The organism is Bradyrhizobium sp. S3.2.6 (assembly GCF_040546885.1).
In the GTDB taxonomy this organism is placed as follows: domain Bacteria; phylum Pseudomonadota; class Alphaproteobacteria; order Rhizobiales; family Xanthobacteraceae; genus Bradyrhizobium; species Bradyrhizobium cytisi.
On the sequence record NZ_JBEPOS010000001.1, the window covers coordinates 473668 to 496971 of the forward strand.

Annotated in this window: 14 protein-coding genes, 1 tRNA gene and 1 pseudogene; 4 read left to right on the top strand and 12 right to left on the bottom strand. The window is 64.4% G+C overall.

All coding sequences use genetic code 11. The annotated features are described in order from the left end of the window. Positions 1-129 precede the first annotated feature (129 nt). Entirely contained in the window at positions 130-4956 is a 4827-nt protein-coding gene (locus ABID58_RS02285) for an NAD-glutamate dehydrogenase (RefSeq protein WP_148754280.1), read from the top strand. Between the two features lie 107 nt (positions 4957-5063). Beyond that, on the top strand, positions 5064-5384 hold the full coding sequence (locus ABID58_RS02290; RefSeq protein ID WP_148754281.1) for a hypothetical protein: 321 nt from the start codon (positions 5064-5066) through the stop codon (positions 5382-5384). 57 nt (positions 5385-5441) lie between these two features. Here ABID58_RS02290 and ABID58_RS02295 read toward each other — a convergent pair. The 10 genes from ABID58_RS02295 to ABID58_RS02340 form a co-directional block, all read right to left on the bottom strand. Beyond that, a tRNA-Arg gene (locus ABID58_RS02295) sits at positions 5442-5518 on the bottom strand. Between the two features lie 286 nt (positions 5519-5804). After that, positions 5805-6848, bottom strand: coding sequence for a sensor domain-containing diguanylate cyclase (locus ABID58_RS02300; RefSeq protein ID WP_354031369.1), 1044 nt, complete (start codon positions 6846-6848; stop codon positions 5805-5807). Position 6849: 1 nt separating this feature from the next. After that, the gene (locus ABID58_RS02305) at positions 6850-9939 is read right to left on the bottom strand and encodes a bifunctional diguanylate cyclase/phosphodiesterase (RefSeq protein WP_502916371.1); all 3090 of its coding nucleotides are present in this window, start codon (positions 9937-9939) and stop codon (positions 6850-6852) included. Positions 9940-10144: 205 nt separating this feature from the next. Continuing rightward, positions 10145-11230: a branched-chain amino acid ABC transporter permease gene (locus ABID58_RS02310; protein ID WP_354031371.1), complete on the bottom strand. Its 1086-nt coding sequence runs from the start codon at positions 11228-11230 to the stop codon at positions 10145-10147. Continuing rightward, positions 11227-12237: a branched-chain amino acid ABC transporter permease gene (locus ABID58_RS02315; protein WP_354031372.1), complete on the bottom strand. Its 1011-nt coding sequence runs from the start codon at positions 12235-12237 to the stop codon at positions 11227-11229. The genes ABID58_RS02310 and ABID58_RS02315 overlap by 4 nt, the downstream gene beginning before the upstream one ends. After that, entirely contained in the window at positions 12234-12956 is a 723-nt protein-coding gene (locus ABID58_RS02320) for a branched-chain amino acid ABC transporter ATP-binding protein (protein ID WP_354031373.1), read from the bottom strand. Before ABID58_RS02320 ends, ABID58_RS02315 begins: the two co-directional genes overlap by 4 nt. Further along, positions 12953-13729, bottom strand: coding sequence for an ABC transporter ATP-binding protein (locus ABID58_RS02325; RefSeq protein WP_354031374.1), 777 nt, complete (start codon positions 13727-13729; stop codon positions 12953-12955). Before ABID58_RS02325 ends, ABID58_RS02320 begins: the two co-directional genes overlap by 4 nt. A gap of 178 nt (positions 13730-13907) precedes the next feature. Beyond that, on the bottom strand, positions 13908-15092 hold the full coding sequence (locus ABID58_RS02330) for a substrate-binding domain-containing protein (protein ID WP_354031375.1): 1185 nt from the start codon (positions 15090-15092) through the stop codon (positions 13908-13910). Between the two features lie 117 nt (positions 15093-15209). Continuing rightward, positions 15210-16946 (bottom strand): putative bifunctional diguanylate cyclase/phosphodiesterase, encoded by a 1737-nt coding sequence (locus ABID58_RS02335; RefSeq protein ID WP_354031376.1) that lies wholly within the window; start codon positions 16944-16946, stop codon positions 15210-15212. A gap of 263 nt (positions 16947-17209) precedes the next feature. Beyond that, positions 17210-18175, bottom strand: coding sequence for a sensor histidine kinase (locus ABID58_RS02340; RefSeq protein WP_148754290.1), 966 nt, complete (start codon positions 18173-18175; stop codon positions 17210-17212). A gap of 194 nt (positions 18176-18369) precedes the next feature. Here ABID58_RS02340 and ABID58_RS02345 point away from each other — a divergent pair. Continuing rightward, positions 18370-18578 (top strand): annotated as a pseudogene (locus ABID58_RS02345) (SDR family NAD(P)-dependent oxidoreductase); the annotation flags it as partial. 237 nt (positions 18579-18815) lie between these two features. On the opposite strand, the gene ABID58_RS02350 reads toward ABID58_RS02345, so the two are convergent. Together ABID58_RS02350 and ABID58_RS02355 are read right to left on the bottom strand one after the other, a co-directional pair. Beyond that, positions 18816-20192, bottom strand: a complete 1377-nt coding sequence (locus tag ABID58_RS02350) for a cytochrome P450 (protein WP_354031377.1) — start codon at positions 20190-20192, stop codon at positions 18816-18818. Positions 20193-20331: 139 nt separating this feature from the next. Continuing rightward, positions 20332-21567 (bottom strand): LLM class flavin-dependent oxidoreductase, encoded by a 1236-nt coding sequence (locus tag ABID58_RS02355; RefSeq protein ID WP_354031378.1) that lies wholly within the window; start codon positions 21565-21567, stop codon positions 20332-20334. 229 nt (positions 21568-21796) lie between these two features. On the opposite strand from ABID58_RS02355, the gene ABID58_RS02360 reads away from it, so the two are divergent. Beyond that, positions 21797-23206, top strand: coding sequence for an MFS transporter (locus ABID58_RS02360; RefSeq protein ID WP_354031379.1), 1410 nt, complete (start codon positions 21797-21799; stop codon positions 23204-23206). Positions 23207-23304: the final 98 nt, after the last annotated feature.

The following is a 23304-nucleotide window of genomic DNA, read 5'->3' on the forward strand; positions in this document are numbered from 1 at the left end:
CGTAGTATTGTCGTCGAACTGTTGAAGCTTCGAGACCGAAGATTTCACGTACGCACTCGATCGCGGCGCTCGAAGAGTGCACTCCAGAATCAGGCTGATGACCGCGACTGCGGTCGGACGGCGCGGCAAATGGAGGATATGATGGCGTGGCGTGACGACAGGGCCCGGGCAACCCTGATCCGCGATGCAGCGGGCAGCGTGCCGCCGGGCAAGAGCCCCCGGGCCTTTGCCGAGCCCTTGTTCGGCTACAGCAATATCGAGGATCTCGCCCATTACGATGCCGCCTCGCTTGCCCTTCTGGCGGAGCACGCCTGGGAGCACGTGCAGCGACGCACGGCCGGCAGCGCCGATATCCGCGTTGCCAATCCGACGTTGCCGAATGGGCGCGAGATTTCCGTGCTGGAGATTCTCAACGACAACATGCCCTTCCTGTTCGATTCCACGATGGCGGAGCTCGCCGAGCAGGGCATCGAAGTCACCCTCGTCGCTCACCCGATCATCGCCGTGGAGCGCGATGACGAGGGCAAGCTGCTCCGCTTCTACGGCGAAGCACTGCCCGAGGGAGTAAAGGGCGCGCGCGAAAGCCTGATTCACCTCCACATCACCCGCCTGGACGCGGATGCCGATCGCCAGAAGCTGGTCGATGGCCTCACCAGAACGTTGAACGACGTCCGCGCCTGCGTCGCCGACTGGCGGGTCATGCGTGACCGCGTCGAGGAAGCGATCAAGACTTTCTCTTCCAATCCTCCGCCGCTGCCGATCGACGAGGTCGCCGAAGCCAACCAGTTCCTGCAATGGCTCTGCGCGGACAATTTCACCTTCCTCGGCGTGCGCGAATATCGCTTCTCGCCGGACAGCGATGGGTCGGACGACATTACGACCGGCGAAGGCCTCGGCATCTTGCGCGATCCGGACGTGAAGGTCCTGCGCCGCGGCAACGAAATGGTGGTGATGACATCGGAAATTCGCCAGTTCATGCGCGAACCGACCCTGCTGACCGTCTTCAAGGCCAATGTCTCTAGCCGCGTCCATCGCCGCATCCGGATGGATTATGTGGGCATCAAGCTCTATGCGCCCGACGGCCGGCTCGAGGGCGAATTGCGCGTCGTCGGCCTGTTTACCTCAGGCGCCTATACCCGCTCGGTGCGGCAGATCCCTTATGTGCGCCACAAGGTTTCGCGGGTGCTGCAGCGCGCCGGCTTCGACCCGAACGGCCATTCGGGCAAGGCGCTCATGCATATCCTCGAAGATTATCCGCGTGACGAGCTATTCCAGATCGACGTCGACACGCTCTACAATTTCGTCATCGAGGTCCTGCTCCTCTACGAGCGCCCGCGCGTCCGGGCGCTGGCGCGGGTAGACAAGTTCGATCGCTTCGTATCCATCCTCACCTTCATTCCGCGCGACAAATACGATAGCGACGTCCGCACGCGCGTCGGAACCTTCCTGTCGCAGGTCTACAAGGGGACCCTGTCAGCTTCCTACGTATCATTCCCTGAAGGCGCGCTTGCGCGCGTCCACTTCATCATCGGGCGCTATGAAGGCAAAACGCCAGTCGTCGAGCGCGCCACGCTCGAAGCCGGGATCAGCGCTATTGCCGCGACCTGGGCCGACAAGCTGAAGGCCGCGCTCGCCGCGTCGACCGACGGCATGCGGGCGCGCATGCTCGCCAACCGCTATGCCAAGTCCTTTAGCGGCGGCTATACCGAGGCTTTCACTGCGGAGCAGGCGATCGCCGATATCGCGACCATCGAAAGGCTGACCCCGGCCCGCCCGGTGACGATTTCGGTTCACCGCGACAAGGGCGAGGACGATCCCAGGCGCTTTGCCCTGAAGGTGTTCTCCGACGCCGCACCGCTATCGCTGTCCTATCGCGTGCCGGTGATCGAAAATCATGGCCTGCGCGTGGTCAACGAACGCACTTATCAGATCGTGCCCGGTAACAGACCCGAGCCGGTCTGGCTGCACGATATGACGATCGAGACCAGCGACGGCCGGCCGATCGACACCAGTCCGGAATTCAGCCATCGTCTGGAAGCCTCGATCATGGCGGTGGTCACGGATCGCGCCGAATCCGACGGGTATAATGCCTTGATCCTGCGCACGGCCCTGGGCTGGCGGGAAGTCTCGACCATCCGGGCGCTGTCGCGCTACTTGCACCAGATCCGCGCTCCCTTCACCCAGGATTATATGTGGGAGACCTTGCGCAAGAACGCCGCGATCACGGCCAGCCTCGTCGCGCTGTTCCAGACCCGCCTCGATCCGCGTCTCGCCGTTACTGATTCCGAGCGCTCGGCAGGCGAGACGGCCCTGCTTGCCGAGATCGAGGAGCAGCTTAAATCCGTTGCCTCGCTCGACGAAGACCGCATCCTGCGCCGTTTCACAAATCTGGTGCAGGCGACCATCCGCACCAATCTGTGGCAGATCGGCGAGGATGGACATCCGCGTCCGGTGATCTCCTTCAAGTTCGATGCGCGCCGAATCGACGACCTGCCAACTCCACGACCTCTCTACGAGATCTTCGTCTATTCACCTCGTCTCGAAGGCATTCACCTGCGCTTCGGCAAGGTTGCGCGCGGTGGCCTGCGCTGGTCCGATCGGCCGCAGGATTTCCGTACCGAGATCCTGGGCCTCGTGAAGGCGCAGCAGGTCAAGAATGCCGTGATCGTACCAGTCGGCGCCAAAGGCGGCTTCGTGCCCAAGCGCCTACCGTCGCCGTCCAATCGCGACCACTTTATGGCGGAAGGCACCGAAGCCTATCGCATCTTTGTTCGCTCGCTGCTCGAACTCACCGACAATCTCGACGGCGACATCGTCGTGCCACCCGATTCGACCGTGCGGCATGACGGCGACGACCCCTATCTCGTCGTCGCCGCCGACAAGGGCACCGCCACCTTCTCCGACATCGCCAACACGATCTCCGCCGAGAAGCACCATTGGCTCGGCGACGCCTTCGCCTCCGGCGGCAGCCAGGGCTACGACCACAAGAAGATGGGGATCACGGCGCGCGGCGCCTGGGAGGCGGTCAAGCGCCACTTCCGCGAGCTCGGCACCGACATCCAGACCATGCCGTTCACCGTGGTCGGCGTCGGCGACATGTCCGGCGACGTGTTCGGCAACGGCATGCTGCTCTCGCCGGCGACAAAGCTTGTGGCCGCCTTCGATCACCGCGACATCTTCATCGATCCCTCGCCGGATCCCACGATCAGCCTCGCCGAGCGGAAGCGCCTGTTCGACCTGCCACGGTCGAGCTGGCAGGACTACGACAAGTCGCTGATCTCGCAAGGCGGCGGCGTGTTCTCGCGCCAGCTCAAGGCGATCCCGCTCGCGCCGGAAGTGCGCACCCTGCTCGATCTCGACAAGCCGCAAGCCACGCCTTTCGAGGTGATGACGGCGATCCTGAAGGCGCGCGTGGACCTCTTGTGGTTTGGCGGCATCGGCACCTATATCCGCGCGGCGGCGGAAAGCGACGATCAGGCCGGCGACCGCGCCAACGATCCGATCCGCATCACTGGCGGCGACGTGCGTGCCCGGGTGATCGGCGAAGGCGCCAATCTCGGCGTCACCCAGCGCGGCCGCATCGAAGCGGCGCAAAAAGGCGTCAAGCTCAACACCGACGCCATCGACAATTCGGCCGGCGTGAACACGTCCGACGTCGAGGTCAATATCAAGATCGCGCTCGCGCGCCTCGAGCGCGAGGGACGCCTCGGCCCCGCTGACCGCAACAGCCTGCTTGCTGCGATGACCGACGAGGTCGGCGCGCTGGTGCTGCGCAACAACTATCTGCAGACGCTGGCGCTCTCGCTCGCCGAGCGCAAGGGCGTCGCCGAGACGGGCTTCCTCGCCCGCCTGATGCAGTCGCTCGAGCAGCGCGGCCTGCTCAGTCGCACGGTGGAGTTCCTTCCTGATGACGCAGCGCTCGCCGAGCGAGCACGGCGCGGCCAAGCCCTGACAAGGCCAGAGCTCGCCGTATTGCTCGCCTACGCCAAGCTGACGCTCTACGACGACCTGCTTCTCACCAGCGTGCCGGACGATCCTTATCTCGCCCGCAGACTGTCCCTTTACTTTCCGCGCGAGCTTCCCGACAAGTTCCCGACCGCGGTCGAGCTCCATCGCCTCCGACGCGAGATCATCGCAACCAGTCTCGTCAATGCCGTGATCAACCGCGGGGGCCCGGCCTGCATCGTGCGCCTGACCGACGAGACCGACGCCGATATCTCGACCATCGTCATGGCGCAGGTCGCGGTGGACGCGATCTACGAGCTCAGGCGGCTCAATGACGCGATCGACGCGCTTGACACACGTATCGACGGGCAGCTGCAGCTCAGCCTCTACGCGGCGATCCAGGAGCTCCTGCTCTCCCGCATGGTCTGGTACGTGCGCAACGGCGATTTCAAGGATGGCCTGAACGCGATGATTGCCCGGTTCGCCCCTGCCCTCCGCGAGATCTCCGCCTCACTCGACACCACCCTGCCGCCGGACTTGCAGGCCGTGCGTACCAAGCGGCGGCAGGAGCTGACGGACGCCGGTGTTCCGTCCGGCCTTGCCGGCGAGCTCGCCGATCTCGACGCGCTGGTCTCGGCACCCGATATCGTGACGGTTGCTGAGCGCACCAGCCGCCCGATCGGCGATGCCGCCGCGACCTTTTACGCTGCGGAAGCCGATTTCCGTCTCGACCGCATCATCGCGGCCGCGCGCAACGTGCCTGCCAACGATTATTTCGAACGTATCGCCATCGATCGCGCCGTTGAGCAGATCGCCAGCGCCGAAAGAAGACTGGCCGCGGACATGCTGGCAACCGGCCAGTCCGGCCAGCAGGCTGTCGAGATCTGGCTCGCGGCTCACCCCGGAGCGACGCGCATCCGCCGCTCGGTCGAGGAGATTGCTGCCAGCGGCCTGACGCTCGCCAAGCTGACGGTGGCGGCGAACTTGCTCGGGGATTTGGTCAAAGCCTGAGGGCATGCGAGGCAGCGATGTGAAACATCGAGCATGATCCGGAAAAGTGCGCAGCGGTTTTCCGGAAAGATCATGCCCAATTGTCAGCCGGCGAACGGAGGAATCCAATGATCCATGCTACTTGCCATACCGCCGATAATGTCCGCTGCATCGAGTTCGATGCCACACCCTGGTTCAGCGAGGCTGACGCTCCGAGCATTATCGATTTGGCCCAACGAGGATGGGTCAGCACAGCGATTGCGGATTCCCTCGAGCGCCGACGAGGATATGAACGCTTGCACGACCTCGTTGAGTATGCGGCGAAGCGACTGCAGCCGGAATCCCTGGAGGATCCAACCTGGGAAACCTTCGAGTGCGTCGTCGATGGACCCGACGCCGTGGCTTGGCTCGAGCAAAACCGGCCTGACGTTGTGGCAAGGATTCCGTAAGCCACAGGACGCGCAGCAATCGCGCCGATGATTGGCAGCATCGCAATGGTGCGGAAATGGCGCACCCGACACGATTCGAACGTGTGACCTTTGCCTTCGGAGGGCAACGCTCTATCCAGCTGAGCTACGGGTGCAGCGAGGCCTCATGTAGCCGATTGGCGAGGGGTGGGCAACCGGTCCCTTGGATCGCGATGATGCCATCATGCCGGTGTTTTGCCCGACGCGTCAACGGATTTTCCGAAGTTCGGGGCTCTGATCGAGCGACGCGTATTCCAGGTAGTCTATCGGCGCGGGGGGAAAATCCCCGATTTCGCTGTGTTCCAGCCGGGCTACCGTCGGATGGATTTTCGCTCATGCTAAGCCATTGATTTAACAGCCGCCGTCTACTGTGCATGGGCTTGTTTTCGCAATCGTCGCGCTTCAGGCCGATTTGCGCGGGGCGGGGGCAGGAACCGGGACGCTATCCCGGCCGAGGCCTGCGAATTCGGCCAGGATCCGCTCGGAGCAGACGACACGGTTGCGGCCGAGCCGCTTGGCGGCATAGAGCGCCTGGTCGGCCGCCCCCAGCAGCCGGTCGGGGGCGCCGTCGGCCTCGCCGGGGATGTGACTGGCGACGCCGACACTGAGGGTGACGTGGTTGCCGGCCCCATCGGCGCCATGGGCGATCCGCAACGCCATGACGGCGCCGCGGATCTCCTCGGCGATGGTGCAGGCATCGTCGCAACTCATGTCGGGCAGGATCAATGCGAATTCCTCGCCGCCATAGCGGCTGGCGAGGTCGAGCGGGCGCACCGCGTGGCGGCTGACGACGCGCGCGACTTCGCGCAGGCATTCGTCGCCGGACTGGTGGCCGTGCTCGTCGTTGAACAGCTTGAAATGATCGACGTCGACGAACAGCAGCGCCAACGGCTTCTGCGTCCGCTGCGCGCGTTCCCATTCGGTCATCAGCACCTGATCGAACGAGCGGCGGTTCGACAGCCCGGTCAGGCCATCCTTGGTGGCGAGCTCCTTCAGCGCCATCTCCGCGCGCTTCTGGTCGGTGAGGTCGCGCAGCGTCTCCACCACGGCAATCAGGTTGCCGGCCTCGTCATGGATGGGGCCGGCATCGATTGCGAGGTAGAGCTGGCTGCCGAGCTTCGGCATCACGCACCAGTTTTCGGCGCTGAAGCCGAGCCCGTTGTGGCCGCGCGCGGCATATTCCGAATAGAACTCCGGCAGCTGTTCGGGCCGGTCGAGCGCGACCAGATCGGCGAGGCAGGGGCGCTTGGTCTCGTAGAAGGCCTGCCAGTGCTTCGTGGTGCCGATCACCTCGGAGGCGGCAACGCCGGTCAGCCGCTCGCACGCCCTGTTCCAGATCACGACACGGCGCTTCGGATCGATCACGAAGGTCGGCACCACGAGGTGCTGCATCAGCCGGACCGCGTAGGAATCCGCCACGTCGACGGTCTTGGGTGACTTCGCCATCTCAGGCCACCGCCGCCACGGGCATGGCGTCGCCCGGGCCGAACAGTTCGCGCACTTCGGCCGCCGGCTTCGGCCTGCTGAACAGATAGCCCTGCATCTCCGTGCAGCCGAGCGCGCGCAGCATCTCGCGCTGGGCCTCGGTCTCGACGCCTTCGGCGACCGTGGTCATGTTGCTGGCGGAGGCGATGTTCACCACTGCCTGCACGATCACGGGTGACCCGACGGCGTCGGCGATGTCGGCCACGAAGCAGCGGTCGATCTTGATCTTGTCGAACGGGAAGCGCTTCAGATAGCTCAGCGAGGAATAGCCGGTACCGAAATCGTCGAGCGCGATGCGCACGCCGATCGAGCGAAGCTGGTGCAGGATCGAGAGCGCTGCCTCGTCGTCGCGGATCAGCACGGCCTCGGTGATCTCGAGCTCGAGCCGCCGCGGCTCGAGCCCGGAGGCGGCGAGTGCCCCCGCGATCCGCAGCGCCAGCGTGTCGCATTTGAGCTGCACCGGCGAGACGTTGACCGCGACGCGCACATGGGCGGGCCAGGTCGCGGCCTCGTTGCAGGCCGTGCGCAGCACCCAGTCGCCGATCTCGTTGATCAGGCCGGTATCCTCGGCGATCGGAATGAATTCGGCCGGCGAGACCATGCCGCGCTCGGGATGGCGCCAGCGCAGCAGCGCCTCGCAGCCGGAAACCTCGCCCGAGTCCAGATTGACCAGCGGCTGGTAGTGGATCTCGAAGCCGCCGTCGATCAACGCCTGGCGCAGATCCTGCTCCAGGGTAAGGCGGGCCTTGGCGCTCGCATCCATCTCCGGCACGAAGAAGCGGTAGGTGCGCCGCCCTTCCGCCTTGGCGCCGTACATTGCGAGGTCGGCATTCTTGATGAGCTGGTCGAGATCGGCGCCGTCCTGCGGCGCCAGCGCGATGCCGATGCTGGCGTCGGTGGAGAGCTGGTGGCCGAAGCAGTGATAGGGGCGGCGGATTGCTTCATGGATCCGCGTCACGAACGACAGCACGTCGGCGGACGATTCGATCCCGGTCTGGATCACGGCAAACTCGTCGCCGCCGAGCCGCGCGATCAGATCGCCCGGCTTGAGGCAGGCGCGGATGCGCCCGGCGATCGCCTTCAACAGCTCGTCGCCGACATGGTGGCCGAGTGAATCGTTGATGCCCTTGAACTCGTCGACGTCGATATAGAGCAGCGCGAACTGTTCGCCGCCGGCGGCCTTCTCCAGCTCACGCTCGATCTGCTCGCGGAACAGCGTGCGGTTCGGCAGGTCGGTCAGCGCGTCGTAATGCGCCATATGCGCGATCTTGTCATGGGCGCGCCGCCGCTCGGTGACATCCTCGACGACGTTGATGAGGTAGCGCGGCTCGCCGGAGGAGTCGCGGATGCCGATCCGGGTCGAGGTGATGTAGCGCAGACCCATGGTCTGGCTTGTCCAGGCATGTTCGTCCTTGGACAATCCCTCGGTCGTCTGCAGCGCCTTGCTGTCGTCCTCGGTGACGACCCTGGCGGTCTCATCCGGGTAGATGTCGAAGGGGGTCTTGCCGACGATGGCTTCGCGCGACTGGCCGAATTGCTCTGCGGCGGTGCGGTTGATCAGCAGATATTGCCGTGTCCGGGCGTCCTTCACCGTGATCTGCGACGGGATGTGATCGATAATCTCGCGGAGGAACGTGTAGTTGCGGTCGCGCTCCTGCTCCAGGTTGAGCCGCTCGGTGATCTCCTCGATCGTGGCGACCCATCCGCCCTGCGCCAGCGGTGTATTGATGACCTGAAAGGCGCGGCCGTTGGGCAATTGATGCGTTTTCGTGGCGACCTTGCCTTCGGCGACGTCCCTGATGACCTCGGCGCAAAACGCATCGACGTCGCCGCTGAACGCGTTGCGCTCCTTGCGATGGGACATCGCTTCGGTGATGTGACAGCCCGGCTTGATGATCTCGTGGGAGAGGCCGAACATGTCGGCATAGCGGCGATTGCAGGTGACGATGTATCCGGCGGCGTCGTAGAGGATCAGCCCCTGGGACATATTGTTGAGGGCGGTGTCGAGCCGCAGTCGCTCCGCCTCCAGCCGCTGCTGGGCCTCACGGTTCTGCCGGTTGATCTGGCGGACGATCATGAAGAGGATCAGCGCGATCACGGCCGCCGAAAGCGTCGCGGTGGTGACCATGAAGCCGGTCTGCTGCCGCCAGTCGGCAAGCGCGGACGACATGGTATTGGTGGCCACGATGACCAGCGGGAAATGCGTCAGCGACGCAGCCGAACCGAGCTTCTCCTCGCCGTCGACCGGGCTCTTGACGCGAAGCGTGTGCTGACCGCTGCGGGTCAGCACCTTCTGCATCAGCGGCGCGCTCTTGTAGCTGGTCCCGATCATCGATTCGACATGCGGGTAGCGCGCCAGCATCACGCCTTCGCGGTCGAACAGCGCGATGGCGGCGCCGTCGGCCAGCGCGACCGAGGCGAAATAACGTTGATAGCTGTCGGGATCGATCCGCCGGACCAGCGCGCCGACGAAAGTGCCGTCCGGCAGAGCGAGCCGGCGCGCCACGATCGTGGTCCATTTGCCGATCAGGAAGCTGCGCACGGATTCCAGCAGCACCGGCTCCGACATCGGATTCGATTTGAAGGTCTGGAAGTAGGCGCGCGAAGACACGTTGATCTTGGGGAGCGGCTGGGCTCGCGACCAGCTGATTAGCTCGCCGTCGGCATCATAGATCGCGATGTCGCCGAGATAGGAGACCGCGCCGATCTTGCCCCTGAGCATCCGGTGGGCCTCAGGCCCCGACATGCGCTCGCGGAACATTTGCGGCGATGTGATCTCCGGCAGGCGCATCTGCCCGATCACGTCGGCCGCGACGACGTCGGAATCTTCAAACTGCTGGTCGAAATGCCGCGCGATCAGCTGCACGGTGTTTTCCAGCTCGCGCTCGCGGTTGGTAAGCGTCTTCTCCCGAAACTCGCCGACGGCCATCGCGGTCACCGCGAAGATGCCGGCGACCAACAACGCGCCCGAGAGAGTCAGCCACAGCACGGGTCCGCGCCGCATGGCAGCGTCCCAGCCGCTCTTCGCGGCCAGAAACATCGCAGCTGCCATCTGTCGAAAAACCCGGCGCATCCCACTCCCCTGGGGGAAGAGAAATACTACGGACAGATGGCGCAATGCTTAGGAAAGCCGGTTACCCATGGCTTAAACCGGTTGCGGATTAATACGGATATCCACCGACACGGGAATCGCGTGACGTCGCGCCACGGTTGTAGGTGGCCCCCACGGCGCGCTGCGCTGTATCGTTAATCGAAGCTTAATGCGAGGCGTCCGCGCTCTTGTCGCCGCCGCCATTGCGCAGTCGCCCGACCACGCCGGTCGGGAAGAAATAGACGCTGGCAATGAACAGCAGACCGAGCCAGAGCAGCCAGCGATCCGGATGCAGCAGTCCCGGCAGCAGCGGCAGGCCGGCTTCGCTTGCCGCCTTGGAGGCGACACCCATCAGCGATTGCAGGTAGTTCTGCGCGAGGATGAAGATGGTGGCGCCGATGATCGCGCCGTAGATCGTGCCCATGCCGCCGATCACCACCATCAAGAGAATGTCGAGCATAATGGAGAAGCTCAGCGAGGTGTCCGGCCCCGCATAGCGCAGCCACAGCCCGTTCAGGATGCCGGCGCTGGCGGCGACGAGCGCCGCAAGGCAGTTGGCATAAGTGAGATGGAACACCGTGCGGAAGCCGAGCGCCTCGGCGCGGAAACGGTTCTCGCGGATCGCCTGGAGCACGCGCCCGAACGGCGAGTTCACCACGCGCAGCAGCGCGAGGATCATCAGGGCCGAGACTGCGAACACCAGGTAGAAGGTCAGGATGCGGCCGTTGATCTCGAAGCCGAACAGGCTTTTGGAGACCAGCACCGTGCCGGGGCGGAGCAGCTCCGGCAGCTGGAAGCTGCGTCCGTCCTCGCCGCCGGTGAGCCAGGACAGCTGCGAGGCCAGCACCTGGAAGGCGGAGGCGACGGCGAGCGTGATCATGGCAAAGAAGATCGCGGCGACCCGCAGAGAGAACAGGCCGATGGCGAGGGCGAGCAGCGCGGCCAGCGGCAGGCCGACAACGATACCGGTGGCGACCGCGGCCCAGTTCGGACCCATGCCATATAGCGCGATGGCGATCGCGTAGCTGCCGATGCCATAGAACATCGTGTGGGCGAACGACACCGAGCCGGTATAGCCGAGCAGGAGGTCGTAGGACGCCACCAGCGCGGCGAACACGCAGATCTTGGCTGCGACGTTCAGCGCTTTCGCACCGGGGAACAGGAACGGCGTTGCCGCCAGCGCCAGGATGATGGCGACGAGAACAAGCGTGAGCGCGCGGCTCCGCGGCGGATCGCCCGACAGGATCATCATCGGCTGGTCACCGCATAGAGGCCGCGCGGCCGCCACATCAGAATGGCAACCATCAGCAGGATGTTGGAGACGAGGGCAAGTTTTGGCACCAGGAAGCCGCCGTAATTGGCGACCATCGCCACCAGGATCGCGCCGATGAAGCAGCCGCCGATCGAGCCGAGTCCGCCGATGATGACGACGACGAAAATCAGGACGGTGAGCTCATCGCTCATGGAGGCGTGGACCTGCTCGCGATAGAGCGCCCACATCACGCCGCCGAGGCCGGCCAGCGCCGATCCCGTCATGAACACGCCGAGGAATAGCCGGCGGATGCGGTAACCGAGCGCCTCGACCATCTCGCGGTTCTCGACGCCGGCGCGGATCAGCAGGCCGAGCTTGGTACGATTGAGCACGAGCTGGATCGCGACGAAGACGGCAAGCCCGATCAGCGTCGCCAGCACGCGGTATTTGGCAATCGCGACGTCACCGAGGATGAAGGAGCCGCGCAGCGAGGTCGGCAGCGGCATCGGAATGATCTGCGGCCCCCACAGCGCATAGAGCGTCTGCTCCGCAACAATGAGACCGCCTGTCGTCATCAGGATCTGCTTCAGATGCTGGCCGTACACAGGAAGGATCAGCACGCGCTCGACGACCAGGCCGAGCGCACCTGATACCGCCATCGACAGCAGCGCTGCGGGCGCCAGCACCGCGAGATTGACCCACAGCGAATCGGCCTGCACGGAGGCCGCGAACGGCGCGAACACCAGCGTTGCAATGTAGGCGCCGACCGCGATGAAGGCGCCGTGGCCGAAATTCAGCACGTCCATCAGGCCGAACACCAGTGTCAGCCCCGAGGCCATGATGAAGATCATCATGCCCATGGCAAGGCTCGCCGCGGTCAGCGTCAGCCAGGTTGAGGGCGAGCCGATCAGGGGGATCGTGACCAGCGCGAGCGCGACGGGCAGCAGGATCGGCGCGATATCGCGCTTCGGCTTCGGCAGCGGATCGGTTGCAGCGAGTTCGGTCACTGATGTGTCTCCAGGCTCAGGCCGAGCAGCCGCTCCTGCAGCGGCACGTCAGAGGCCAACGCAGCCATCTCGCCGCGGTGGACAATGGTGCCGTTGTCCATCACCAGCACGTTGTCGCCGAGTTCGCGGGCGGCAAAGAAGTTCTGCTCGACGAGGAGAATGGTCGCGCCCTTGCGCTTGATCTCCTTCAGGCACTCGATCAGCGCCATGACGATGGCGGGCGCCAGCCCCTTGGTCGGCTCATCGATCAGCAGGAGCTTGCGCGGCTCGACGATCGCACGTGCGATCGACAGCATCTGCTTCTGCCCGCCCGAGAGGCTGCCGGCGCGCGACAACCAGAACCTTCGCAGCGCCGGGAAGAAGCCAAAGATCCACTCGAGCTGGGTGTCGTCCATCGGCCCGTCGCGGGCGGCGAGGACGAGATTTTCTTTCACGGTGAGGTCGGAGAACACCGCCATGCTCTCGGGCACATAGCCGACGCCGAGCCGGGCGATGTCAGGCGTGGCGCGGCTTTCGATACGCTCGCCGGCGAGGCTGATCTGGCCGCTGGAGGCCTGCCACAGACCCATGATGGTGCGCAGCGTGGTGGTCTTGCCGGCGCCGTTGCGGCCGAGCAACATCGTGACCTCTCCCTGCGGCACGGCGAGGTCGATGCCCTGGAGAATGTGATAGCGGCCGATATGGGTGTGAACCCCGGAGAGCTTCAAGAGATCGGTCATGCCGCACCCTCGGTAGCTTTCCTGGGTGCGATGCCGAGATAGGCCTCCTGCACTATCGGCGAGGCGATCACCTCGGCTGGCGGGCCGTCGGCGACGAGCTGGCCGTTATGCAGCACGATGATGCGGTCGGCGAGCGAGCGCACCACGTCCATCTTGTGCTCGACCAGCAGGATGATCTTGCTCTTGTCCCGCTTGAGCTGCGCGATTAGGTTTAGCACGACCGGCACCTCGTCGATGCTCATGCCGGCGGTCGGCTCGTCGAACATGAACACCTTCGGCTCCAGCGCAATCATCAGCGCGACCTCGAGCTTGCGCTGGTCGCCATGCGACAGCGCGGTTGCGGTGACGCCGCGGCGATTGCCGAGCGCGACCTGGTCGAGGATGGCATCGGCGCGCGCGATCAAATCGCGGCGGACCATCCAGGGCCGCAGCATGTCGTAATGGGTGCCGCTGGCCGCCTGCACCGCGAGGCGGACGTTTTCTTCCACTGACAAGTTCGGGAATAGATTGGTGAGCTGGAATGCGCGTCCGAGACCCGCACGGGTCCGCAGCGGCGCGGAATGCTCTGTGATGTCGGAGCCGTCGAACAAGATGCTGCCGCTGGACGCACGCAGCTGGCCCGAGATCAGGTTGAAATAAGTGGTCTTGCCGGCGCCGTTCGGCCCCACGATGGCGGTGAGCTCGCCCGGGCGGAACGTGCAGGTGACGTCGTTGACTGCGACATGGCCGCCGAAGCGGATGGTGAGGTCGCGGGTCTCGAGGGTGAGCGTCATGGGAGCCCGGCGAATGATGAAATGAAAATATATCCGCGATCACGCTGCGCCCCCTCCCCCGCTTGCGGGGGAGGGTTGGGGAGAGGGTGTTTCCGCAGACGAGAACCCCCAAGAGAACCCCCAAGAGGAGAGAGCCCTCTCCCGGCCTCTCCCGCAAGCGGGAGAGGTGAAGGACAACTCAGCGCTTGTTCTTAACGGGAACGTCCATGTCCTCGATCTTCAGCTCGCGCACCGGCTCGAGCACGGCCCAGGCGACGTTCGGATCGACCTTGACCTTGAAGTGATACATGCTCTGTAGCGCCTGATGGTCTTCCTTGCGGAACACCATCTTGCCTTTCGGCGTGTCGAACTCCAGGCCTTCCATCGCGGTGATCAGCTTCTCGGTGTCGGTCGACTTCGCCTTGGTGACGGCGGCGACGACGGACATCGCGGCTGCAAAGCCGCCCGCGGTGAAGAAGTCCGGCGGCGCGTTGAAACGCTTCTGGTGCTCGGCGACGAGCCAGTCGTTCACCGGGTTCTTCGGGATGTCGTAGTAGTAATAGGTCGCGCCTTCCATGCCCGGCATGCCCTTGTAGGCCGCAAGCGCCGGCAGGATGTTGCCGCCGGTGGAGAGCTCGATGCCGTAGCGCTTCGGGTCCATGTCCTGGAGTTTGGAGGGCGGATTGCCGGCGCCTGCCCAGATGATCCAGATGATCTTGCGGCCCGGCTTGTCCTTCAGCGCGTCGAACAGACGCTGCGCGATGGCGGTGAAGTCGGTCGTGTTGGCCGGTGCATATTCCTCGGTCGCGAGTGTCGCGCCGGTCTTGGCCAGCGCTGCCCTGAAGGCGGCGACGCCGTCGCGGCCGAAGGCGTTGTCCTGCGCCAGCGTGGCAACGGTGACGCCCTGCTTGCCGATCGCGACCGCGTTCGAGATCGCGTCCTGCGACGAATTGCGCCCCGTGCGGAAGATATAGCGATTCCACTTCTCGCCGGTAATCTGGTCCGCGACCGCCGGCTCGACGATCAAGATCTTCTTGTTCTCTTCGGCGACGGGGAGAATGGCGAGCGCGGCCGCCGACGAGGTCGTGCCGATCGCGATGTCTGCCTTGTCGTCCTGATAGGCTTCCGCGAGCGCGGCCTTGGAAAGGTCGGGCTTGCCCTGGTCGTCCTTGGTGATGATGACGATCTTGCGGCCGTCGATCATCATGGTGCCCTTGGTGGCGTATTCGAAGCCCATTTGCAGGCCGGTCTCGGTCTGCTTGGCATAGGCTTCCAGTGGGCCGGTCTTGCCGTAGATCAGCGCGACTTTGAGGTCGTCCGCGCGTGCGGAGGTGGCCGCGGCCAAGCCCATGATGGCTGCTGTAAGAATGAGCGATCGACGCACGGTGGTCCTCCCTGAATGAACTGCCTTGATCACAGCGATTTGCACACATGTGCAAACATTGCAATTCCACCTTCCGGCGGAGCCTGCGGTGGGCTCGTGTGGCACAAGGCGCGAGGCTTACCGCCGGTACCCGCCCGCCCGCGAATAGCCCTGGCGGTTCTGCTGCATCGGGCGGGCGGAGATGCTGGCGCGGGATTCGCTCGAGACGGGCGTGGCGAGCTTCAGCTCCTCCAGGAAGATCGGGCGGGCGAAATAATAGCCCTGCGCATAGCGGATCTTGGTCGCGGCCTGGAGATAGGCGAGCTCCTCGTAGGATTCGAGGCCTTCGGCGATCACCGTCATGCCGAGCGCTTCGCTTAAGGACTCGATCGCGCGCAGAATGCCCTGGCTGCGCGGGCGCTTATGGATGTCGGTGATGAAGGAGCGGTCGATCTTGATCTCGTCGGCGGTGATGTCGGCCAGCGCCGACAGCGATGAATAGCCGGTGCCGAAATCGTCGATGGAGATGCCGACCCCAAGCTTGCGGAACATCGGCAGGATTTCGGACTGGAAATGACTCTTGGCGACGAAGGCGTCTTCGGTCACCTCGATCATGAAGCGTTGGGGAAAACCGGTGTCGTCCAGCGCCTGCGCGAAGGTGCGCATGAACTCGGGATTACCGGCCTGCTTGGCGGCGACGTTGATGCTGATGGTCGCTTCCGCGCCAAACATGTCGTTGATCAGGTCGATCGACTTGACGATCTCGGCCAGCACGAGATGAGTCAGCTCGTCGATCAGCCCGAGCTCGGTCGCCAGATTAATGAATGAGCCCGGCGCCTGGATCACGCCCTCGTCGTCGCGCAGGCGCACCAGGGCCTCGATACCCATCACCGCTTGCGTGCGGATGTCGACCTTGGACTGGAACGCGCAGCAGAAGCGCTTTTCGAGAATGGCGAGCCGCAGCGACTGCTCGATCTTCATCCGCGCCAGGGCCTCGCGCTCCATGCCGGCATCGAAGAAGGCGGCGGATCCCTTGCCGTTGTTCTTGATGCGGTACATCGCGATGTCCGCGTTCTGGCGCAGGGTTTCGAAGCTGCGGCCATGATCGGGATGGAGGCTGACGCCGACGGAGGTGGAGACGAACACTTCCGAATTGTCGATGAAGAACGGCGCGGTCAGCCGCTCCAATGTCGCGTTCAGGAATTCGGCGACTTCGTCCTGGCTCTGGATCGGCGAGAGCAACAGCAGGAATTCGTCGCCCGAGATGCGCGACAGCACGTCGGATTCGCGCAAGTCGCGGCCGAGCCGCTTCGACAGCTCGACCAGCAGCGCGTCGCCAACGGCGTGACCGTAATAGTCGTTGATGTGCTTGAAATTGTCGACGTCGAGGAAGGCCAGGGCGAAGCGCTCACCGGCGCGATCCTGCGCGAGCAGGCTGTTGGCACGATGCTCGATCACGCGGCGCGAGGGCAGGCCGGTCAGCTCGTCGAAATAGGCCGAGCGAAACAGCTGGTCCTCGAAATTCTTCTGCTCGGTGATGTCGGCGGAGGACGAGATCAAGAGCTCGCGGCCGGCGAGCTGGACCGGCCGATGGGTGGTCAGCAGCACCTGGCGCGCGGCGCCGTCCTGGAGCGCTTCTTCGGAGGTGACCGGCTGCCCGGCCCTCAGTGCGCGCTCGCAGGCCGCGCGGCGCTGTGCGAGATCAGGCGACGGACGACTGCCGTCCATGCCGAGCTGGGCGGCCGCGACATCGTTAACCAGGAGAAGTTTGCCTTGCGCGTCCTGCACGGTCAGGCCGGCAGGCAGCATTCTAACGATTTCCTTGAGAAATCCGAGCTCGGCTTCACTCGCGCCGTTATATGCATTGTCGTTCATAGAAGTCATGAATCTTGTTGTTTCAGCGCGCGTTTGCAATGGACGCGATCATGCGCAGTTCCCTCTTAGGTTTGGTTAAGGGGTCCGCAGAAATACTGGGGTGTTTTGGGAGAAACCTGTGGCGTTGCGAGGTGCGCCGCCGATCGTCATTAACAGAAAGTCAATGGCGCTTGCGAAAGCGCGAGGGTCGTGCGCTGTTCTCTTTCGTTTGGACAGATGCAAGCCGTCGTCGACACCTCTGCCGTAGGGAGAGGTGATCCTCATCACTCGTTCTTGGGAATGCGACATTGCATGATGCAATGCAGCCCGGTCTTCAAATACGAGACCTCGGTCTTGCCGTCGAAGGCGGAGAGCGCCGACTTCAAGAGGTTGGTGCCGAAGCCGGGCTCCGAGATTTTGTCGATGCTTGGACCCCCGGTTTCGTCCCACGTGACGGTCAGGCGATCGTCACTGACGGTCCATGACACCTGCAGCAATCCGCGTGGTGAGGAGAACGCGCCGTATTTTCCGGCGTTGGTGGCGAGTTCGTGAAACATCAGTGACAGCGTCACCGCAAGCTTCGGCGCCAGGAACAGCCGGTCGCCGTTGAGCGTGAAGCGGACGTGGCCGTAAGGGCCGAGCTCGGAAATCAGGAGGTCGCGGATGTCGCAGCCGGCCTTGTCGATCCGCGAGATCAGGTCGTCGGTCGCGGCTAGCGACCGCAGCCGCGGGTCGATCCGGGCCCAGACCTGCGGCTGGTCGTGCAGCACCTGGTGCAGCACGGCGTGCACCGTCGACAGCTTGTTCTTCAGCCGGTGCTGGAGCTCGTCGACCAGGATCTTGCGATAGTCCTCCTCCTCGATCAGGCGCCTGGAGATCCGGCGCTGCTCCGCCAGCATCGTGCGATAGTGCTCGACGCCCCAGATGGTCAGCGCGGAGACGCCCCAATAGAGTGTCAGCAGGGCGAACCGCGCGCGATCGGCAAACGCATCGCCGAAATTCACGACGACGCCGAGCACGCCGCCGACCAGCGCCGTCACCACGCCGATCCGAATGCCTCCGAAGGCGGCGGCAAAGAACACGGCCGGAAAGTACGGGGTGAAGTAGACGTCGGGTCGGACATGCGCGAGGCCCCAGCGTGCCAAGGTCGCAACCAGCAGGCAGGCCACCGCGAACGCAATGCTCAGGCCGAGCGACGGCGGTGCCACGCCTTGCCAGCCCTTGCGGAATTCGGCGATCAGCTTCCCCATGCGCAGCCCGGTTGCGATAGAAGTCCGAAAATCGAGAGACGGGACATGATGTTACGCATCTCGCATGCGCAAGCAAAGCTTGGCTTGTCGGGAGCCGGCAGGAATAGTGATTGTTGCGGCGCCGATTGTCGTCGTGACGTCATCGATCGGTGTCCGCCATTTGGCTTCAAATCATTCGAAAACAGGGACATTCCATGGGCAGGCTCGACGGCAAGGTTGCGGTGATCACGGGTGCGACGAGCGGGATCGGATTGCGTACCGCGGAAGTCTTCGTTGCCGAAGGTGCCAAAATTGTGATCGTGGGCCGCCGTATACCGGAAGGCGAGGCGCTGGCGAAGCAGCTCGGCGCTTCCTGCGTTTGTGCCAGACGGATGTGACCGTCGAAGTGCAGATGCAGGCGCTTCGCAGGGTGGGCAAAGGCGCTCTCTTCGCGCGCCGTGCCCACCATCGATGTTCAAATGTGGGGAGGTATGGCGGGCACGCTTACGCTTTGCCCACCCGACGAGACCGGGTTTCCGTCATTGCGAGGAGCTCGCGACAAAATTGCGTAGCAATTTTGCGCTGATGCGACGAAGCAATCCAGAATCCCTCTGCGGAAAGATTCTGGATCGCTTCGCTTCGCTCGCAACGACGGCCGTGGCTAAACCGCCTTCACCCGTACCCTTAACCCATCCTTTGGCTTGGGGATCGGCCACATCTGCCAGTCCGGCTTGTAGCCGGGCTCCAGCGACACCTCGATGTTCTGCAGGAAGTGCCGGGCAAAGCATTTCGCCTGCATGTAGGCGAAGTGCAGGCCGAGGCACATATGTGCGCCGCCGCCGAACGGCACCCAGGCGAAGCGGTGACGGTTGCGCTGGGCTTCCTCGGTGAAGCGCAAGGGATCGAAGCGATCCGGCTCCGGCCAGATGTCCTTCATATGGTGCGTAAAGAGCGGATTGACGCCGACCGCGGTGCCGGCGGGGATGGTGTAGCCCTTGAAGGTGAAATCGCGCATCGCGCGGCGCGGCATCGAGGGCACCGGCGGCTTGATCCGCAGCGCTTCCTTGAAGGCCATCTCCGTCAACGGCATCTTTTCGAGATCATCGAAGCTGCTCGGCGCCCCCGGAGAGAGCCCGAGCGCGAGAACTTCCGCGCGCAGCCTGCTCTGCCAGTCCGGATTGGCAGCGAGCTCGCCGATAAAGGACGTTAGCGAGGATGTCAGCGTGTCGTGCGCCGCCATCATCAGGAAGCTCATGTGGTCGATGACGTCCTGGTCGGACAGGAGCGCGCCGTCCTCATGGGTGGCGCGGCAGAGCTGCGAGAACAGATCGTCGCCGCCTTGATTGCCGCGGCGCAGCGGGATCTGCTCGCGGAAATAGGCGATGATACGTTTGCGCCCCCTCACGCCGGCCGCCATCTGCGTGCCGGGCAGGGGACGGCGGATCGGGGCGACCGCAGCGGCGACCATATCGACGAAGGCGCGGTTGATCTCGTCGACCTCGGGCCCGATGCCGGCGCCGAGAAAGGACGTCGCGGCCAGATCCAGCGTGAGCTGCTTCATCGCCGGATAAAGCTGGATCTCGCCCGGATTTGCCTTCCACTGCGCCACCCGTGCCGAAATGCCGCGGTCGAGATCGCTGAGATAGGACTTCATCGGTCCCGATTTGAAGGCGACCGAGAGCGCCTTGCGATGCAGCCGGTGCTCGTCGAAATCCAGCAGCATCAATCCGCGCGGAAACAACAGGCCGAGCACCTTGCTCCAGCCATGGGTCGACGAAAACAGCTTTTGCTGGTCGAACAGCACCAGCTCATTCGCTTCCGGGCCGAGCAGCACGATGTTGGTTTCGCCGAAAATGTGGGTGCGATAGACGAGCCCGTATTTGGCGCCGTTCCGCTCGATATGTCCCTTGGGGTCGGCGAGCACCTTGAGGGTCATGCCGACGATCGGCCAGCCTTCGTCGCCGGGGATATGCGTCAGCTCGTTGCGCCTGGGTGCGGTGTACCCAAGTGCAGGCGAGGCCACATTCTGCATCGACATGACGAATGCTCCGGTTGGCTGACCGACGGGAATCGCGCGACCGCGGCAATCATACGGCCCGCGCCGAGCTGTCCAGGTCAGCATAGCACAGGCCGGGATGTCCTGCTCGTGAACGTCGTTACGCGCGTAACGCCGAAAGCTACCGCTTGGCCGCTTCCTTCTGCAGATCCGGCGCGTTGACGGCGGGAATGGCGACGCGACCGGGACCGGTCACCTTCAGCGCCTCGGCGGCTTTCTCGTTCTGCATGATCTTGGCCATCACGGCCTGACTGGCGCGCTCGAAAATTGCGCGGTTCTCGATCACGAATTTTTGCGACCTGCGCAGGCCGTCGATGTAGCCGTTGATCTCCGGCACGACATAGCGCGCCACCATGTCCCAGCTCCGGCGCGTGGCGTCCGGATTGGCCCAGTCGTGCACGAAGCCGATGATGGCGCCGACGCCGCCGGACACTTCCATCACGTTCTTGATGGTTTTGACGAGATCGTCGGGGGTGCCGATGGTGGACGCCGCGCCTTCGACGAAGGCGGTCTTGTCCACGGCCTCGTCGGGCGAGGCGAACGCGGTGAGGCCCGGCCGCTGCAGCGTGCCGACGTTATATTCGTTGTGCCAGCGCATCAGCCCGGCTCCCGCTTCCTTGCGCGCCTGCTCGCGGCTTTCGGCGATGTGGAAGGTGAGGAGCACGCGCCAGTCGGCGCGGTTGACCGTGGTGCCGTGCTTCCTGGCGGCGTCCTCGGCGAATTGCCACTGCTGCTGCAGCGACATCAGGCCCTGCGTCGTCATCGAGCCCAGCGAAATGATGCCGATGCCGTATTTGCCGGCGAGCGTCATGCCCGACGGCGATATCTGCGAGGCCACCACGAACGGCATCTCCTCCTGCAGCGGCAGGATCTGCAGCGCGGCGTCGTTCATGGTGAACCAGTCGCTCTTGGCGGTGACGCGCTCGCCGTTGAACAGCCGGCGGATCACGGCGATCGCCTCGTCCTGGCGGTCGCGCTGCGTCATCGGGTCGATGCCGAGCGTGTGCGCGTCCGACGCCAGCGCGCCGGGGCCGGAGCCGAAGATGGCGCGGCCGCCGGTCATGTGGTCGAGCTGCACCATGCGCTGGGCCACGTTGAAGGGATGGTGATAGGGCAGCGACACCACGCCGGTGCCGAGCTTGATCCGCTTGGTGCGTTCGCCGGCGGCGGCCAGAAACATCTCGGGCGAGGCGATCATCTCCCAGCCGGAGGAGTGATGCTCGCCGCACCAGAACTCGTCATAGCCGAGCGCGTCGAGCTGCTCGACCAGGTCGAGATCGCGCCGGAACTGAAGCATCGGATGCTCGCCGATCGGGTGATGCGGGGCAAGAAAGGCTCCGAATTTCAGGCGCGCCATGGCGTTCTCTCCGGCTGTCATTTTCTGTTTGTTAGGTAGGCGTGAGGCTACGTGGGCGATGCCGCGAACGCAATCGCGCGATGTCCCGTGCAGCGGAATGCAGGCATGCGTTGAGTCGCTACCGCGGCTGTGTTCGAGCACCTCGAAGTCCTACCTCTGAGGTAATCGCGGGGATGACGCCGATCTGCGAGCATCGGGCGCAGATAAATCTCCGAACGCTCGCGCGAAAATGCATCAAGCCGTCACGAAGCCTGTCGATTCGACCCGCCGCTGGTGGGTGCTGGCGATCGTCGTCGCCGCGCAGTTCATGTTCGGCGTCGACGCCTTCATCGTGAACGTCGCGATTCCCACCATTGCGGTCGACCTGCATGCGACGCCGGCACAGATCGAATCCGTCATCGCGATCTATCTGATCGCCTATGCCACCCTGGTCGTCACCGGCGGCCGCCTCGGCGACATCCATGGCACGAAGAACGTCTTCCTGGCCGGCGTGCTCGGATTCACCGCGACCTCGCTGTGGTGCGGGCTGGCGCTTTCAGGCACGGAACTGATCGTCGCCCGGCTGGCGCAGGGCGCGACCGCCGCGCTGATGGTGCCGCAGGTGTTGGCCACGCTGCATCTGCTCTTCACCGACGAACAGCGCAGCCGCGCCTTCGGCATCTACGGCATCGTGCTCGGGCTTGCCGGCGCCGCGGGCTTTTTGCTCGGTGGCCTGCTGGTGACGATCGACCCTGCGCATACCGGCTGGCGCTCGGTGTTTTTCGTCAACGTGCCCTGCGGCCTCGTCATCGCCGCGGCCGCATGGCGCATCATGCCGTCGGCGCCGCGTCGGGCCGGCACCAGCCTCGACATCAAGGGCAGCCTGGTGCTGTTCGCAGGGCTGCTGTGCCTGATCGGCCCGCTGCTGTTCGGCCACGATGTCGGCTGGGCGCCGTGGCTGTGGGCGGTGATGCTGGGCGGCGGTGCGATCCTCGCAGGATTCCTCAAGCTCGAGCACGTTGTTGCGCGCGCGGGCATGCCGCTGATTGATCTGACGCTGCTGGCGGACGCCGCTTTCCTGCGCGGGCTCGGTGCGGCCCTCTTTTTCTTCGTCGCCAATCTCTCGTTCTATCTGGTGATGACGCTGTTCATGCAGGGCGGCCTGAAGATTCCGCCGCTCGCCGCCGGCCTTGCCTTCCTTCCGCTCGCGCTCGCTTTCGTGGCGGCCTCGCGCCACAGCGGCGCGCGCGCAAGGCATCGCGGCACCAAAGTGCTGATCGAAGGCTGCGCGCTGCAGATCGCGGGCCTCGCCGCGCTCGCGCTTCTCGCAGTCTTGATCGACGCGCCGACGCCGGTCGCGCTCGCGCTCATCATGATCGTCTTCGGCTACGGCCAGGGGCTGGTGATGGCGCCGCTCTCGGGCGCGGTGCTCTCGACAGTCAAACCCGTCGCGGCCGGCGCGGCGTCGGGCATGTACGGCACCATTGCGCAGATCGGAAATGCGGCCGGAGTGGCCGCAATCGGCGCAGTGTTCTTCGCGGTCGACGCGTTGCAATCACCGCGCGCAGGTTTTCTCGCCTCACTCGCGCTGTTCGCGGCGTTAATCATGATCTGCGCCGCATTCCTGACGTGGATGCGCCGCGCATCTGCACGAAGTTGAGGCACTGCGGTTAATACGTGCGGATTCCTGCGGATTTTTGCGGGGATTCCGCGTGGTTTCCCTGATGTCGACAGCACACGGTCTTTTCATTTTGCACT

Coding starts and splice junctions, on each gene's coding strand:
- ABID58_RS02285 (WP_148754280.1), top strand. CDS start 130: ATGGAGGATATGATGGCGTGGCGTGACGACAGGGCCCGGGCAACCCTG.
- ABID58_RS02290 (WP_148754281.1), top strand. CDS start 5,064: ATGATCCATGCTACTTGCCATACCGCCGATAATGTCCGCTGCATCGAG.
- ABID58_RS02300 (WP_354031369.1), bottom strand. CDS start 6,848: ATGGCGAAGTCACCCAAGACCGTCGACGTGGCGGATTCCTACGCGGTC.
- ABID58_RS02305 (WP_502916371.1), bottom strand. CDS start 9,939: ATGGCAGCTGCGATGTTTCTGGCCGCGAAGAGCGGCTGGGACGCTGCC.
- ABID58_RS02310 (WP_354031371.1), bottom strand. CDS start 11,230: ATGATGATCCTGTCGGGCGATCCGCCGCGGAGCCGCGCGCTCACGCTT.
- ABID58_RS02320 (WP_354031373.1), bottom strand. CDS start 12,956: ATGACCGATCTCTTGAAGCTCTCCGGGGTTCACACCCATATCGGCCGC.
- ABID58_RS02325 (WP_354031374.1), bottom strand. CDS start 13,729: ATGACGCTCACCCTCGAGACCCGCGACCTCACCATCCGCTTCGGCGGC.
- ABID58_RS02335 (WP_354031376.1), bottom strand. CDS start 16,946: ATGAACGACAATGCATATAACGGCGCGAGTGAAGCCGAGCTCGGATTT.
- ABID58_RS02340 (WP_148754290.1), bottom strand. CDS start 18,175: ATGGGGAAGCTGATCGCCGAATTCCGCAAGGGCTGGCAAGGCGTGGCA.
- ABID58_RS02350 (WP_354031377.1), bottom strand. CDS start 20,192: ATGTCGATGCAGAATGTGGCCTCGCCTGCACTTGGGTACACCGCACCC.
- ABID58_RS02355 (WP_354031378.1), bottom strand. CDS start 21,567: ATGGCGCGCCTGAAATTCGGAGCCTTTCTTGCCCCGCATCACCCGATC.
- ABID58_RS02360 (WP_354031379.1), top strand. CDS start 21,797: ATGCATCAAGCCGTCACGAAGCCTGTCGATTCGACCCGCCGCTGGTGG.